The 15,764-nt window shown below is 39.8% G+C and carries 14 protein-coding genes and 1 pseudogene; 2 read left to right on the top strand and 13 right to left on the bottom strand.

Annotated features, from left to right (window positions below; translation table 11 throughout):
• Nucleotides 1-120: 120 nt before the first annotated feature.
• The 6 genes from FCV43_RS11755 to FCV43_RS11730 all read right to left on the bottom strand — a co-directional run bounded on the left by FCV43_RS11755 (nucleotide 121) and on the right by FCV43_RS11730 (nucleotide 7,962).
• Entirely contained in the window at nucleotides 121-543 is a 423-nt protein-coding gene (locus FCV43_RS11755; RefSeq protein ID WP_017053590.1) for a bacteriohemerythrin, read from the bottom strand.
• 279 nt (nucleotides 544-822) lie between these two features.
• Nucleotides 823-1,005: a hypothetical protein gene (locus FCV43_RS11750; RefSeq protein WP_136995290.1), complete on the bottom strand. Its 183-nt coding sequence runs from the start codon at nucleotides 1,003-1,005 to the stop codon at nucleotides 823-825.
• Nucleotides 1,002-1,685 carry a lecithin retinol acyltransferase family protein gene (locus tag FCV43_RS11745; protein WP_170961651.1) on the bottom strand — a complete coding sequence of 228 codons (684 nt, stop codon included), beginning with the start codon at nucleotides 1,683-1,685 and terminating at the stop codon, nucleotides 1,002-1,004. The genes FCV43_RS11750 and FCV43_RS11745 overlap by 4 nt, the downstream gene beginning before the upstream one ends.
• A 445-nt stretch (nucleotides 1,686-2,130) precedes the next feature.
• Nucleotides 2,131-4,689, bottom strand: coding sequence for a nuclease domain-containing protein (locus tag FCV43_RS11740; RefSeq protein WP_136995288.1), 2,559 nt, complete (start codon nucleotides 4,687-4,689; stop codon nucleotides 2,131-2,133).
• A 2-nt stretch (nucleotides 4,690-4,691) separates the two neighbouring features.
• Nucleotides 4,692-6,884 carry an McrB family protein gene (locus FCV43_RS11735; protein ID WP_136995287.1) on the bottom strand — a complete coding sequence of 731 codons (2,193 nt, stop codon included), beginning with the start codon at nucleotides 6,882-6,884 and terminating at the stop codon, nucleotides 4,692-4,694.
• Between the two features lie 43 nt (nucleotides 6,885-6,927).
• Nucleotides 6,928-7,962, bottom strand: coding sequence for a hypothetical protein (locus FCV43_RS11730; protein WP_136995286.1), 1,035 nt, complete (start codon nucleotides 7,960-7,962; stop codon nucleotides 6,928-6,930).
• Nucleotides 7,963-8,101: 139 nt separating this feature from the next.
• Between FCV43_RS11730 and FCV43_RS11725 the strand changes: the two are divergent.
• Nucleotides 8,102-8,365 (top strand): annotated as a pseudogene (locus FCV43_RS11725) (tyrosine-type recombinase/integrase); the annotation flags it as partial.
• A gap of 128 nt (nucleotides 8,366-8,493) precedes the next feature.
• Here FCV43_RS11725 and FCV43_RS11720 read toward each other — a convergent pair.
• Nucleotides 8,494-9,537, bottom strand: coding sequence for a GMP reductase (locus tag FCV43_RS11720; RefSeq protein ID WP_017053589.1), 1,044 nt, complete (start codon nucleotides 9,535-9,537; stop codon nucleotides 8,494-8,496).
• 511 nt (nucleotides 9,538-10,048) lie between these two features.
• On the opposite strand from FCV43_RS11720, the gene FCV43_RS11715 reads away from it, so the two are divergent.
• Nucleotides 10,049-10,594 carry an outer membrane beta-barrel protein gene (locus FCV43_RS11715; RefSeq protein WP_136995284.1) on the top strand — a complete coding sequence of 182 codons (546 nt, stop codon included), beginning with the start codon at nucleotides 10,049-10,051 and terminating at the stop codon, nucleotides 10,592-10,594.
• A gap of 72 nt (nucleotides 10,595-10,666) precedes the next feature.
• Here the strand turns inward: FCV43_RS11715 and FCV43_RS11710 are convergent, their stop codons facing one another.
• The 6 genes from FCV43_RS11710 to FCV43_RS11685 form a co-directional block, all read right to left on the bottom strand.
• Nucleotides 10,667-12,214 carry an NAD(P)H-hydrate dehydratase gene (locus tag FCV43_RS11710; RefSeq protein WP_136995283.1) on the bottom strand — a complete coding sequence of 516 codons (1,548 nt, stop codon included), beginning with the start codon at nucleotides 12,212-12,214 and terminating at the stop codon, nucleotides 10,667-10,669.
• A gap of 89 nt (nucleotides 12,215-12,303) precedes the next feature.
• A complete protein-coding gene (locus tag FCV43_RS11705) occupies nucleotides 12,304-12,744 on the bottom strand; it encodes a PAS domain-containing protein (RefSeq protein WP_017053586.1) in 441 nt (146 codons plus the stop codon).
• Complete coding sequence (locus tag FCV43_RS11700; RefSeq protein ID WP_017053585.1) at nucleotides 12,744-13,748, bottom strand: response regulator; 1,005 nt, start codon at nucleotides 13,746-13,748, stop codon at nucleotides 12,744-12,746. Before FCV43_RS11700 ends, FCV43_RS11705 begins: the two co-directional genes overlap by 1 nt.
• Before the next feature lie 169 nt (nucleotides 13,749-13,917).
• Nucleotides 13,918-14,157 carry a hypothetical protein gene (locus FCV43_RS11695; RefSeq protein ID WP_017053584.1) on the bottom strand — a complete coding sequence of 80 codons (240 nt, stop codon included), beginning with the start codon at nucleotides 14,155-14,157 and terminating at the stop codon, nucleotides 13,918-13,920.
• Between the two features lie 204 nt (nucleotides 14,158-14,361).
• On the bottom strand, nucleotides 14,362-14,715 hold the full coding sequence (locus tag FCV43_RS11690) for a hypothetical protein (RefSeq protein WP_017053583.1): 354 nt from the start codon (nucleotides 14,713-14,715) through the stop codon (nucleotides 14,362-14,364).
• 419 nt (nucleotides 14,716-15,134) lie between these two features.
• Nucleotides 15,135-15,677 carry a DUF3332 domain-containing protein gene (locus FCV43_RS11685; protein WP_136995282.1) on the bottom strand — a complete coding sequence of 181 codons (543 nt, stop codon included), beginning with the start codon at nucleotides 15,675-15,677 and terminating at the stop codon, nucleotides 15,135-15,137.
• Between the last annotated feature and the right edge of the window lie 87 nt (nucleotides 15,678-15,764).

The following is a 15,764-nucleotide window of genomic DNA, read 5'->3' as shown; positions in this document are numbered from 1 at the left end:
TAGCTTTCTAGGAAAAGCTAGCGGCGTAAACCATATACCAACCATAGGCTTGAAGATAGCTTTATAGTGAAAAGAAGCCCAACAATCAGGCCAATCAACCCAACCGTTCCATCAAAACCTTTAGATTTTTATTAGATAGCGATATTCGTTTGATGCCAATAAATATTTAGCAAAATCACGATCGTTCTCTTCTGCCATAATGTGCTCAATAAGCCAATTTGCCATGAAGAGTATTACCGTCTTCAATTCACAATGGTTATTGATAAACTGAGAGCATTGATTTTTAAGCTGCTTAAGTAGCATATTATGAACATTAGTATGTTTTTCATAGCCGTCATAACGAGAAAGCACCATAAGGTTCTCTTCACTTATGAAATGATATTCCGCATAAGCGATAACTTCGTTGATCAAACGCTGCATTATGCCTCTCGATTCATTTTGATTAACCAATAACTTATTAATCATCGCGAGCAAATTCTTATGTTGCAAATCTATAACTTCGATACCAAGATCATAGCTATCTAGCCAATTGTAAGTATGCATTCCTACCCTACCGCAATTTGTCATTAATAAAACGGAGTATGAAGAGGTGCAATTTTTGTAACATACCTTCAACCCACTCCGTATATCGTACCAATAATCGAACACTTTTGGAACGTAAACAAGCGGCATACGGTAAATTGGTGGCATATTCTCTCTTAAAATTTTGCCCAGAAGCAGAACTAAGACATACCGCCTCATTTTAATCCACCAGTAGCTTATAAGCAGTATAAAAAACTATGATTCGGGAACAAATAAACACGTTTATTGTAAAGGTAAAGATCAAAGATCAGAGCGAATCCAATGCCAAAGTACCTGAATCGTTTTAAGAAACACGATGATAAAAACAAAATTTATGATCGCTTTCATGATTCCCACTTTAAGAAGTGATATCAGAGCAATCAATATGGCGCTTGAAATAACAATTTTGTCGTATAGTGGTACGTCTTCCGTTTGTTTACTCATAACTTACTCGATTTTCCTGCCGTAACCCTTGTAGTACCTATCAAGAATTTGATTATATTATTAACCTGATGAGATTCTTCAATTCCAGTTTTACACCAAATCGCAAAATGCTCACAGTTATTAAAAACCAAATTATAGCTATCTTCTCCAAGCCGAGATCTTGCCCTTTCTACCGTTTTCGTTGCAGAATAAAGCTTATAATCATGTTTCTTTTTATGCTTTAGAAAATGATCCAATATCAAGGTCTTGTCGATACTAAATGATGCCTGACTAGCCAATTTAACTTTATCTGGTTTCGCATACTGATCAGGAAAAACAAGAACAGAGTACTCTCTAGCCCCTCTTAAAAAACGTTCAAAAGAGGTTGATTGAATTAGATTATCACCAATATCAGATTTATCTGATGTGTAGCTTATTACTTCGTGCTTATTAATGTAGATACCGTAATGATCATAGAGGCCCCTCGACACTGCAACAATATCACCGGATTTTATACCTCTTTTCTTTTTCTCTTTTTGTTTCTTAAATGTACCTTTAGAGTGCCCGCCAGATAAGCCTATCAATCTTTCAGCTAAACTGGCATCTTCATACTCTTCACAACCGAATAGAGCATCGCCTCTCCTTGCAATTTTTCGCCCTTTTTCTTCTATCGTATCCACAAGCCAATCACCAAGCCCCACAGCTATCTCCTAGATTCCATTAATAAATCAAAGTATTTTTATTGTCATAAATATGACACAATCACCTATAAAGTCATTGATTAATTTCAAGTTTTTATGAATTGCAATGATAATTATCGCTATACTCCAACCACCTTGCTCAAAATCAAGAAAAGAATCCAATATAAAACCTCACCATAATGAATAACAATGCAATTTAACTGCCTGTGGCAAACTCATCATAAATCCGGTGTAGACACTTTTGAGACAAGCGCTGTTTTTAGGCAAAAAAAGAGCCACTAAAAAGCGGCTCAATTCTTAAAAATTTAAATGTTGAAACAACCATATATTGATATCACCAAAAACAACCATAAATTGATATTTTTGTGAAAGTTAAGATTTAGTCGAATACAGCCTTAAAGAAAATTACTTTCAAATATTGGCTAATCTTTCAAAAGACGACTTCTTAAACCGGAGACTCACACTTTGGGCATTTTATATTAGTCGGCTGCATTGGCATTGTGGAATGATACGTCCAATACTCGCCATTCTTAATCAGTCTATGGTTGCAGCTATGACAGTGGTTGTAGACGGTAAACAGTTCACATTCATTGCATTGGTACCACAATTTCTTAGAATTTCTTTGGTTGTGTAGGACTAGTCGTAGGGAACTAGATCCACAACCGATGCAAAAGTTATGGTTCTCCACATCATCACTCTGATGAAATTTTGATGGCTCATACTGTAACAGCATTCCAATCAACCTCTGCATTTCGTCACTGTGCTGATGTGATAATAGAGGATTTAAACAAACGGCCCCATATTGGTGTGGAGGGTTTCGGCTGTCCCAATCAAACAACCTTAACTCACCCAGATAGGTGATTGCACCCCACTCTTGTGGTGACACAGGACCACCCGCATCTTCTAAAGCATGAGCTTCTGGATGCAACACATAAACAGCATTTTTGCTATTCTCAGAGTAGTCTTTTTTTATTGCGAGTTCTTCAAGAACGCCATTTAAGCCCCCTCGGCCACGCATGAACGCTCTAGAATAAAATTTCGCATCCAGTACCACTCTTTTTTTCAGCTTAACCCCTTTTTTAGTTTCAAACGTCATATCAAGAACAAAATCAGGAGTCTTACCATTGCTCAACCTTGGTTCATAACTCAACGATATCTCTCGTTTCGAGCTATTATTAAAAAAGTAAATCACATCATCAGAATATTTGTTTTCTAATATTCTCAGTAATTTACGCTTCCACCCATCTTCAACCTGAAATCTAAAGCTATGGATAAAAGATTTGATTAACTGAAGAAGGCACCAACGTTCATACAAGAGAGGAATATTAACCAAACCAATGCTATCAACTTTCTCCAAGGACATTAATATATCCTCGTCTGTTAAACCGACCTGCTCTTTTAATTTCTTGTACCCACTATGGACCGCCTGATAACTAGGATTTTGAACAAACGTCATTGAGTTCGGAAACGAACTCTTAGGGTAAACTCCTAGTGCTTTAATCTGCTTGATTAACTCTCGTAGTTGTTTTTCTTTAGGAGTAAGAAATTCATAAACATGAGAAATACTTTGTAGTTGATGACTAAAAAAAACTTGTCGGTTTCTGATCGATACTCGTTCTTTCTCTTGTTCTTTCAACTCTTCATTCGATAATTTCCGCTTCCACCCGTTACTCTTAAGCTCAATGGCTTGTTGCTTGATCTTTTCAATGTCAGCGATTTTTTTAGAAGACGGTAAAACCTTAATATTACTAATATAGACTGGTTTGAACACTACTGTCTGGCCATTTTTATACCAGCTTGTAGTCATTTCTGCAGAAAGTAGATACTCGGAATTCGGCTCAAATAGAGGAAAATATTTCTCATTAAGATTCAAAATCATCGAACTGGAATTACCTAGATTCTGCCATTCTCCATTGTCATCGTACTTAATTTTACAGAAATAACCATCGTTGTTATTGGTTGCTTTTTGGACTTTTACGAAGCCCGTTGTGCCCCCCCCTGAAGAGGAATATTGGTCAAGTTTCTCCAGATATTTAGCTTTGTCTAAGTTGATTTTTTCTACGTTCACGCTTTCAAGGGCAACCTTATAATCCTTTACCACCAAGTCACGCTTTACTTCTTTATAGTCTTTAAAACTATCAGCACGCTGTTGTAGCTTCTCCAAATTGTTTGATAACCGTTCTGTCTTGCTTCGAGATACACGGCATAACTGGGACACAATACGCTGAGTGGCCATCAGCACATACAGTACATAGCAATTTTCTGCGACGTTGAAGTTTGCCTTGGACCCCCGGCTAGTTAGTTGCCTGCTTTCACCCTTAGTTGCTATCTCCATGAAAGTACGAGGTACAGGTTTCACCGCTTTTCGTGGTTTGAGCGTTTGTATTTCCCTCAGTTCTGACTTTGGTTTTTTCAGAACATGACGCCCAGCACTCAATATTGAGTCGACTAGCTTTAGTGTCGTTTCGTCAACACTTCCTGCTATTCCTTTTTTTGCTTCGGCATGAATGTAACTACTTTCATCTAAAATTAGTTCCCACATACCCGATTTGAAATCAATAAGGTATTTATCCAAATCATCTTTGGATGCATCACTTAACGTAACGTGTAATTTTAAGTTTTGCTTACCAATACGGAAACTAATAGCGCCGGCGGTTCGATGAGTATTGTTACGCCATTCTTTATTATGAGAGTTCCACTCGCCTGGCTCTACCCACCATATTTTTCCAGTATTAGGATCTTCGATTTTTGTGAGTGGAACTGTAGTTCCGCCAGGTAAGACAATTACTGGAGATCGGTGGGTTTTCCTATCTGTATAGGAAATAGCTATTTGAGAACGCTTAAGGCCCTCTACATTCGGGTAGATAGTGGTAAAAGCCTCAAATTTTTCTTTAGAGACTTCATCGAGAAGTAAGTGATACTGAGACTCGACAAGTTCAAGTAGAGTGAATTTGTCGTGCCAAGAAGTCTCAATATACTTAATTACAAAATTGGCGTTGCTCATTATTACGCCCAATAGTTAACAACATCATCGTTGGCTTTTGCAGTTTCTATTATTTCTTTAATAGCTTCTGTAACCGAAAACTCTTCCGTGACAACTAAACCATGTAACTGTTCTTCAACTTGAGTTAAGAACACTCGCTCAATGTGAGTAATCTTATCTGTATTTCCCATGGGTTTAGAACCGTCAAACGTAAATTTTGGCAACACCTTGTGGAGAAGAAAGTTATTAAGTGCGAGTAAATCGTTAGGATTTACATCTCGATAAAGCGCAACGTAGTTCAAACCTTGTCTGATAGTTCGCATTCCGAATTCAACTCCCAATGGGTGAAAATGCTCTCTGTTGAAATCAGTAAATTGTCTACAAAACTCATCAGAAGGTGAGAAGTTGGGGTATTGTTCACGAACACCTAGTTCGTCAATCGACAAGCGTACCGACTTGCTCATATCATCCAAGTTATAATTTTCTATTTCTTGTTCAATAGCATTCCAATCAGTTAAAAGCGGACTATTGAATTTCATGATGTGTGCACGATCGAGAATTTTGGGTGACAAGTAATGTGTAGTTTCATCAATGTTTATAGCACCGACAATGCGAACATTACTCGGAATAGTGATTGTTGATGGAATACCTAGAACACCTGACAACATTCTTCTTACATCGCCATGGTATTTAATAAGGGAATCTTTATCACTGAAACCAAATGCGCGCTTCATTTCTACATTGATTTCATCATCCTGCATCAGCGCAACAAAATCTACGATACCGTTCTTATTGTACTTTTCTCTCGCTCCACTAATGATCGAAACCACACCTCGCAACTCTGAAAGTACATGAGCTGCTTCATCGTCAGAATAAAGTTGGATCTCAGGCTGCTGTTTTCGCTCTTCTAGTTTCGAGAGAAAATCTGCGAAGTAGTATTCGACACGAGCCAAGTTCATCTCATCAAGGCAGATAAAATAGGGAACCGTTGGGTTTTGGTTTGCTTCTAACAACGCTTCCAAGAAAGGAGTGGCTAAATACTTCTTCTCTAAAGGGTTGTAATAGCCTAATAAGTCTTCACTACTCGTCCAGTTTGGTTTCACTGGAATTATTTTAGCTACCCCGCCAACAGCTTGGGCAAATGATTGAACAAGGCTCGTTTTTCCTGACCCAGAATCTCCCGCTAGGATAACCAGATCGTTAGTGCGGATAAGAGTTAAATAGTTTTCGACAATGTGACGGGAGTAATACTGCCCTTGTTCTTTTAAGTATGCCTGTAGATAAGACGTTAGCTTTGAGTAATCAGAACCAAAATCATCCACAAAGCTTAAACCTGAGCTATGCTCACCACTGTCGGGCTTACTGCCTGATAGCTCGGCATGAACATCCTCATCAATAAACTCAAAGTCTCTTAGAAAACTTGCCTTTTCTTCAACGTATTGTTTTAGTAATTCTATTTTCTTGCTCATTTCGTCTTCGATCTGCTGTTGTTTTTCTATGATTAAGTTGAGTGTTGATTTTTCTTGCTCGATATTAGCCTTGACTGTGTACTGTAATTTTTCGAGATCTTTCAGTTTATCCAGCAAAGAGTCTCTCTTAACGTTCAGACCTTCGACCTTACTATTGATCTCATCAAATTGAGTATCTAGGATTTTTTGCCTCTCTGAGTATGTAACATCGAGCCTTTTTAACTTGGCCTCAGCCTTCTCTTCATCAACTGCAGTTTTGCTTTCCAAATTTGATAAGAAATGCCGATAGACGTTCTCAGATACAAGAGTATTCAAATCTGATTGCATAATGTCGTCAGTACTGAACTTGGGTAGCTCAGTAAGAACCTCAACGCTAGAGGGTACAAGCGATACCAAGAAAGGATTATCTTTACTCTTGCGATTGTTGACCGATGCTAACTTGAGCTCTCCCTTAACTAGAGCTGACTCTTTTCCATTTAATAAGGCCTGAGCTGTTGCTGGATGGAGGAATACTCCCGCCTGCAAATCATTGTTGTTCGGAAGTGGATATTCGATGGGCTCACCAGTATCGATGAGTTTTGCTTGCTTTAACGAAAACCAAGTTCTAGCGGCATTACCCTCTAAGCTCCCCCATACTTGGATAGTATCATTTTGGACCTTCCAAGCGTCATATAGGCATTTGTATAACTCGTTATCATCGAGTTGCTTAGCGTAATTCTTATCATAAAGAAACTTGTTATCATCCACTACTGGTCTACCCTAAACCTTAAAACACATATGAATACATTCACTATCTGATTCCTAAACGAATTAACAATTCACTTGTTAGCTGAGCCAAAGCATCATGGTGCTTCTTTTGTTGAGTTTTCATTGGCCCCCCAAAAAGGTCATTCCAGAAAGATCTATGCTTTCTAAATAGGGCAAGTTCTGCTTGAATTTTAGGAATATACTCAGACATCAGTCTGGCAACGTTAGCTTGTTGTTTCCTAGCTTCACACAATTGAGATCTCGCTTGAATCAATAATGTATTTAGTTTTTCACACTCTTCCGTTAACTCACGCTTTTTTTCTTTTAGGGTATCGACTTTTTTGTAAGCGTTTTTAGTTGAAAAAAACACAATTGGAGCAGCGACAATTCCTCCAAGAACCCAAAAACCACCAGCCATGCCCGCACCACCAGTTGCAATTGAGCCACCACCAAACCAAGCCAATGTTGCATTAGTGGCAGCAACGCCGGATAGAGATGAAATAGCTGTTCCGGTTGATGCTGAACCAATTAATGAAACGAGCCCCCACGCACCCAGCGCTGTGGAACCTCCAACTAAACCACCAAACCCGGTATTCAAACTCGTATGAAATCCAGAATGAAACTTGTCCAATTGACTTAACGAATATCGAGCTTCTGACTTACTAGTAACCTTTGCTTTCAGAATTCTACTTACAGATTTCAGTAGCTTATTAAGGCCTGTTAGTTGCTCGCCTATTGAGGATAAGCTTTCATTTGTATCTCGTTCAATTGATTCAATATCTTTACGGGTCGGCTCATATACAGCACTATAAATATCAGTGTAATGTTTGTTATGCATCTCTAGCATATATGAGCCACCAAGCGAGACAATGCCACCTATAATTTTACTGGTATTTCGAAGAATCCCTCGCTTGCTTTCAGTTGATTCATAAAAATCAACTTCTTCGAATACATCTTCTAATAAAGAAAACGAATCATTAGCAATATCTTTTAGTGATTTCGAATTGCAATCGGTGACTTGTTGATAGGCAAGAATCGAGTTGCCAGTATTACGGTATGCTTGGATAAAAGAGGACACTTAAAATACTCATAGTGAACTTGGATAACTGCAAAGCAAACTTTACCACATGGCGTGCCGATATGTACAACTTAGATTTTGCTTAAGATCAATCAAATATGTAATGTTGCTATCACACGAGCTTTACGCAAGTAATCCGTGCTATCCCCCCTTCTGCTACATTTTGAAGCAAAAGATGGAAATAGACTTGCCTAACGGCCAAGCTTCTCACGTTCTTCGCCATACTTTCGCTAGCCACTTCATGATGAACAGCGGGAATATACTTGTTTTAAGAGATATCTTAGGCCATGCCGATATTAAAATGACGATGAGATATTCGCACTTTGCTCCTGATCATCTTGCTGAAGCCATAACAAAGAATCCAATATCAAACCTCGCCGCAATGAATAACCATGCAATTTAACTGAATATTGCAAGTTCATCATAAACCCTGTGTAGACACTTTTGAGACAAACGCTGTTTTTAGGCACAAAAAAAGAGCCACTAAAAAGTGGCTCAATTCTTAAAAAATTTAAACAAGTATTTTAAACGCTACTCTTTACCGAACACGTTGTTCTCTTGCTCTTGCACACGAATGAAAGTCGTACGCTTGCTTAGCTCTTTAAGCTTTGCTGCGCCTACGTATGTGCACGTTGAACGTACGCCACCAAGGATGTCAGAAATCGTATCATGAACAGAACCACGGAACGGAAGTAAAACAGTTTTCCCTTCTGCTGCTCTGTATTTTGCAACGCCGCCAGAGTGTTTCGCCATCGCACTTTCTGAAGACATGCCGTAGAACTTCATAAAACGTTTGCCGTCTTTTTCAACAACTTCACCACCAGACTCCTCATGCCCAGCTAACATGCCACCAAGCATTACAAAGTCAGCACCACCGCCAAACGCTTTCGACACATCACCAGCACATGAACAACCACCATCTCCGATAATCATACCGCCTAGACCATGCGCAGCATCCGCACATTCAATAATGGCAGAAAGTTGAGGGTAGCCAACGCCCGTTTTTACACGAGTCGTACAAACCGAGCCAGGGCCAATACCCACTTTTACAATGTCAGCGCCTGCAAGAATAAGCTCTTCACACATATCGCCAGTCACAACGTTTCCAGCAGAAATAGTTTTGGTTGGAAACTCAACACGCACTTTCTCAACGTACTCAACCAAATGCTCTGAATAACCATTAGCAATGTCGATGCAGATGAAAGCCAGTTCATCGCTAAATGCCATTATTTCTTGAAGTTTTTTAAAATCAGCATCCGAGGTTCCAGATGAAACAAACACGTTATTGAGCGTTTGAGCATTTGAATTTTTAACAAATTCGCCCCACTGTTCTACGCTGTAGTGTTTGTGAATTGCGCTCATCACCCCATGTTCTGCGAGAGCAGCTGCCATTTCAAAAGTGGCAACAGAATCCATATTTGCAGCGATTACCGGAACTCCTGACCATTGACGACCACTATGCTTGAATGTAAAATCGCGGGTTAAATTTACTTGAGAACGGCTTTTTAGAGTTGAACGCTTAGGGCGAAACAGTACATCTTTAAAACCTAACTTAAGTTCTTGTTCGATACGCATGGTGTAATTCCTTGATTCATTAACTTATGTGTCATTCGCATTATGCGTGGTTTTGACTTTGGCAGAAGTCGTTACCATTTTTCGGACACAAAAAAACCGGAGCGTTGGCAGACGCTCCGGTTTTCAGCATTATAGGCCCTGATTTCCATTCGGCAAGTCTGATAAATGCATTTTTTTTGTGATATCATCTTAGAAATTCCAAACCTAAATACCCTTCTTACCCGGCACTTCTAGCTGTTATTAATAAAATCAATTAGTTACAACAACCTTAAAACTTACCGATTGCGCAAACCTTTGCGTGCCATCTCTATCTCTTGCTGTTTTCGCCATCAATGTTGCCGTTTATATCAAATAATGTGATCTATACTGAGTATAAATCCACGCAAAAAGTCCAAAAAATTCAACGCTAAATTCCTTAAAAGTGATCTCACCCCACTATCGGTGGAGCATTTCTTGCTATGAATTTATAAAAGGAATACTTGCTGTCAATGGCAAATCACAGGAGTTGAGAATGAAAAGACCACTAATATTGATATTTACCACGATGGTTTGTCTGCCCACTATGGCAAATGCAGCAGGAAACCGTGGTTCACTTTATACCAATGTGGGAGCGACATTAGTTTCTAACGATTCAAATCAAGAGACCGCCTACTTTATTCAAGCCGGGTATAACTATCAGATGACGAAACTATTATCTGCGGATGTGAGTTATAAAAGAGTGGAGACATTTAACTCCAGCGTGAGTGCTAATTCTGACGATTTTGTTCAAACTTACGATGCCTATGGTCTTGGGGTGCGCGTTGATCAACAAGTGGGACTTCTTGGTATTTACGGTAAAGCGGGAGGAAGTTATATCTCATCTGAAACTACTGTCTGGGATACGGTTGCAGGCGCGAAGAAAACAGAAACCGATGACAGCTTTAAACCTTATGCCAGTGCAGGAGTCAGTTTAATGTCTCCGATAGGTCTAGTACTTGATGCAGGGGTAACTTATCAATTACTTCCAAATGACGAACACGCGACCTCTTTTAACGCAGGCGCTAGATTCGCATTCTAGATCTCTGTGGTTTAATTGCTCAGTCTCCCCGATCTCGCATCTCAATTACGGATGTGAGATCGAATACAAACGCTAGCCTTGGATGAGTGGACCATTGATGACACGACGAAGCGTTTGAAAAAGGTCACTAGCGACTAAGCCAATCTCACCATTCTCTTTGGCACAAAGATCAGCAGCACAACTATGGATAAATACACCAATTTGAGCCGCATCCGTTAGTGTAAGATTTTGCCCCAACATCGCCCCAATCACGCCTGACAATACATCCCCAATACCTGCGCTTGCCATTCCAGGATTTCCCGCGTGACAAACCCACGTTGCTTTGCCATCGTACACAATAGTACCCGCTCCTTTTAATACGACAACACCACCATATTTTTGCTGAAGATCTTGAGCCGCTTGATAACGGTTTATCTCAATGTCAGCAACCGTACAGTTTAACAACCGCGCGGCTTCTCCTGGGTGTGGCGTTATAATGCGATTTGGGTCTTGATTAGGTTCAACGGCCAGTAAATTAAGCGCATCCGCATCCAGAACCTTTTCACCTGAAGATTGCTTTATGTATTCAAACCACCTTTGGGCTTGCTCATCCTGCCCCAAACCTGGCCCTAAAACATAGGTGCTTGCCCAGTGGATCTTGTCTGAAATGACTTTGCAGTCGCTTTCCCAACTCTGAGCCATAATCTCAGGGCGAGAGGATAAGATTGGTAAAATATTATCAGGATGGGTTAATACACTCACTAAACCCGCGCCGCTACGAATACATCCTTCAGAAGCAAGGCGGATTGCCCCTCCCATCCCAACATTTCCGCCAATCAACAAGACTTTGCCATTTAGCCCTTTATGAGCGGTGCGTCTTCTTGGCATGAGTAAGGTAGGAATTTCATCCGCGCAAGAATAGACCGCACTGGCGACATTCATTTGATTAAAACTTTCATCGACACCTAAGCCGGAGAAGTGCAACAAGCCCGTATGATCTCTTGCCGATCCCGTTACCAATCCTTGCTTAATACCTATGAAGGTTATGGTATGAGATGCAACAATCGCCAGGCCGTTCTGCTCTTGCCTTCGATTGGCTTCTTCAAGGGAGTGCGGTTGAACGTGACCAGTATCAGCATCTAGTCCTGATGGAATATCGATGGAAACAATGGGTAAGTGAGTGTGGTTAATTCTAGAAATGAGTTCAGCATAGTTAGAGCGAAGTGGTGGTTTAAACCCTGTACCGAGTAGTGCATCCACAATAAGATCACAGTCTGGTGGGATTCGGTCTTTAGCATGACAAACGGCACCATCTATTGTTAGCCAAAGCTCCAACGCTTGCTGAGCATCTTCTGTCAGCTTGTCGGATAAATCCCCAGCCTGCCAAACATGAACCTCTATTCCTGCTTGCTTTGCCAAACGCGCCACAACATATCCATCGCCGCCATTGTTGCCTTTACCGCAACAAATGAGCCATTTTTTAGAATGTGGGTAGTGAGATATAATCAATTGAAAAGCAGCCTCTCCCGCTTTTTCCATCAATTCGAACATTGTGATGTTGTTCTTTTTGGCCGCTAGGACTTCTCCTTCACGCACCTGCTTTGCCGTATATAAAGGCTGGGAATGTAATGAGGTCTTCATTGAGCTATCCCTCCAACTCACTTAGTTAATCTCTTCGTTATTTAAGCTCTTGTTTAGGTAAAGCCAAGAACTTCGCTTGGCTTTAATCACTACTTTTTCACTTGTGATGCAATGGCCTCTGCTGTTGCATCTTGAATGGATAAAAACAGAGAGTTTATTTTTCCTGTCGGCGTTCGCATCGGGTTTAATGTCACGTTTTGATACATGAAGTTGGCCTGCTGCGTAATCGGTCTAACATTTCGACAGTGGAAAAGATAAGGCCTTTGCTGCCAAGTAATAAAACTGCGGCAACCTAGGTCATAAACAGGTTTTGTTTTTAATCGAAACCAGTCTTGCGGAATTTCAGGGAAAAGTTCGAATATCGACTTTCCAATAGCGTCATGTGCTTGTTTACCACTGTGGTGAGTCATGAACCCATTCCACACCTGAACATTATAGTCACGATCCAAGACAATTAAGCCCATATCAACATTTTGGACCATATCCACCATCCAGTGGAATTGTTCAAACTCAGCAGGAAGATTAAGCATTAAAAGTCCTCCATTAAGTAGGCTAATTTGTTATCTAATAAAGGCAATGATTCGTCCACGAACATAAACAGTAAATCACATCGAATCGATGTATCATCAATGTTATAGCTCACTTCAAAGGTCATCGTTTTATTAAATGAACCTGAAGTAGAAGCAATAACAGAATCAATTGAGATATGTTGGCCTAGAAGTACTGGAGAACTCTGGAAGAAGCGAACTTCAGACTGCTCGCCTAAACCATTTAGGAATGAGCCCACTAAAATATTAGAGACATCCATGAGTAGTTCTAATTCTTCTAGCTCTTCGCTATCTGCAGGGATCTTCATTAATTTTTTAAGATCTGCCACACTGGAGTCACTCAGTAAGACTAGCGCTTCACCTGCGATCCCTTCTCCACTGAACCCTTGGCAAATGCCAGAAACCTGATCGTTGTCCGCCAAATCCCTTAATGCCATGTGTAATTCACTCACTTCGAGGATATTTACATTTGGCAGAGGCAAGTGGACAAAAACATCAAAATGCCGTGCTAATGCATCTGCCGCACGACCAATTGAGACGTTCGCCACTTCCATATAAATATCACGTCGACGGAGAATGGGAAGATCAACACTGGTTGGTGTAATGATGCGAGGCTGCGCGACTGGCTCAACGAGTTCTTTCAGAACATCATTAAGAACAGCTTTATCAATTGGCTTTTGAATAAATGCTTTCGCACCCAAAGCTAACACTTTTGCTTTGGCTTTCGGCTGAATATCACCAGAAACCACGACCACTGGCGTCGTATTTCCGAGACGCTGTAACTCTTCTAATGTTCCAAAGCCATCCAATTCCGGCATGGTTAAATCTAAGAACATCAATTTGAAATCATTGAGTTCGAGTTGTTTTAGAGCGTCGAGACCATGAACCGCGAAGGTAATATCCGCATTTAATGATGCAGGGAGGGAGCGTGCCATCTGCTTGCGCGCAAGTGCTGAATCGTCACAGATAAGAACGGGAAATGACATTCAATCACCTTCTTCTATTAGTTCGTACAATAAATACAGTGTAACAGAACAATATAAAGTCAGGTATGTCGAATTAACCAATATAGGTTGATTCGCGTAATAAAAATAAACGTATTAACCTCTTTAATTATCTTGAATAAACAACACACTAGTACTTACCTATCGAAGATTAGTAAGAAGGCCAAAGAGTTAAAAGTAGAATACGCAATATAACTGCAAGTACGATAAAAGCCACGCCTAAACGATACCATTTATATTCGCCGATACTGAGAGGAATGCGCTTATAAAACATCGTCACCACCCCTTTCCAATCATGGCTGCGTTTGCCATATTGCATGACGCTGGTTAGTACAAACATAATACCTACAATCAACAATCCTTTTTCCGCCACAAACAGTCCAAACTCCATAGCAAATCCTTTTATTCCAATCATTAAACGGGTTAAGTCTACCCAGAGGCGTGAATAAGATCTGTAGAACTATAGTCGTAGAGTGACCACGCTTTTACCAAAATAGATGCTTTACCAAAATAGATTGTGTAGAGGAGAGCGACAAATGAGTAGAAGTGTATCGAAACAAAAAAGCCTTCTTTTCAGAAGGCTTATCGCGAGTATTTAAGCTGTGACGTTTTTGAATTTTGCAGTGATGTTATCTCGATATGTGAACCACAAATAAGTCACAATGATTGAAAAATGCAGATAAGAAAGAGCAAATACAATGGGTGACGTAATTAGATCTTCAGACATACCCCAAGCGACTCCAATGACGGTAATCGCCAGTTTAGATAGCATTCCACACATTAACAACAGAAGAGCAAGCTCAGGAAAGCGAGTGCTACGGAATGCAAACCAGTAACAGCTTCCAACAGCCAAAGACGCAATTGATAACCCTAACATGAAAGAATGTAAGTGGTCTGCAGAAGCCACCCCAGCGGAAAGCGATGTCATTAAGATTAATAATAATTTCATGTTTATTTGCCTTACTTTTTAAGAGAAAAGCATCCTTTCATTTTTGCAAACTCATTTTGCATGACATTTTGCGTATTTTCCAATGAATTGCAAGGCTAAAAACCGCACAACAAATGCGCAAAAATCGAACAGCAAACTTCTAATTACAAATATTTAACAAACAAGATGGTAGCAAATACCATTACAACAGGCTCTTATTGATTAAATGATTGGAATAGACGGTTCTTAAACAAAAATTTAACATGTGGATTTTTTCTTTAAATTACGACTGGTCAGGCATTTTGTACACTTAACTTAGCTAAAAAAAGCCAGTACAAAAATGCACTGGCTTGCTGATTAAGGTAATAACTTCCTACTAAGGTTATTTCCCTCACAGATGTTCTAGATTGAATTCATTGCAGAAACAAATGTAACCAAAACTAGATCCGAGCGGTTTTGGTATACACGTCCAACTCTTGCACACTAACAAAAGTGATAAGCTCATTGTCTAAATAAAAATTGACGCCTCCAATGCTCTTTTCACCTCGGAAAATCTGTTTAGTGCCATCTTGATATGAAATATCCATTTGAAGCGTATTTTCATCTATTTGCTTCATCACAGCATCTTCAACCCACTGATTATTAACTTGAATTGGTTCTTCAGTTAAAGATTTATCAAGCTGACTATTAACTTTAATTATCGCTTCTAATTTCGAGTCAACCACTGCTGGTGACTTCCCGGAAATAGGATTTTTTCCTGTCCAGAACTCAATTGAATTGAAAATAAACATATCGGCTACTGATGCGATCCCATATACAGGAGACAACAAAAGAAACACGCCTTCACGAGCGTATCTATTATCCACAAGCTGCAAGTTAAATTTTGAGACCAAGCCTGTTGTTGCCATTTGTCCCATACAACCTGTCAACGTTGATGCACTCAGCAGCATCACAGACACCAATTTCATTTTTTGCACTTTCATTTCTCTTACCAACAATAATGTTTTAACTTCAGATATTGAAGCGGGCCGGAGTTTAATGAATATAAATAGAATTGAATAGTGAAATAA

This window comes from Vibrio genomosp. F6, assembly GCF_005146325.1.
In the GTDB taxonomy this organism is placed as follows: Bacteria; Pseudomonadota; Gammaproteobacteria; order Enterobacterales; family Vibrionaceae; genus Vibrio; species Vibrio cortegadensis.
This window is presented reverse-complemented; position numbering and strand designations above follow the sequence as displayed.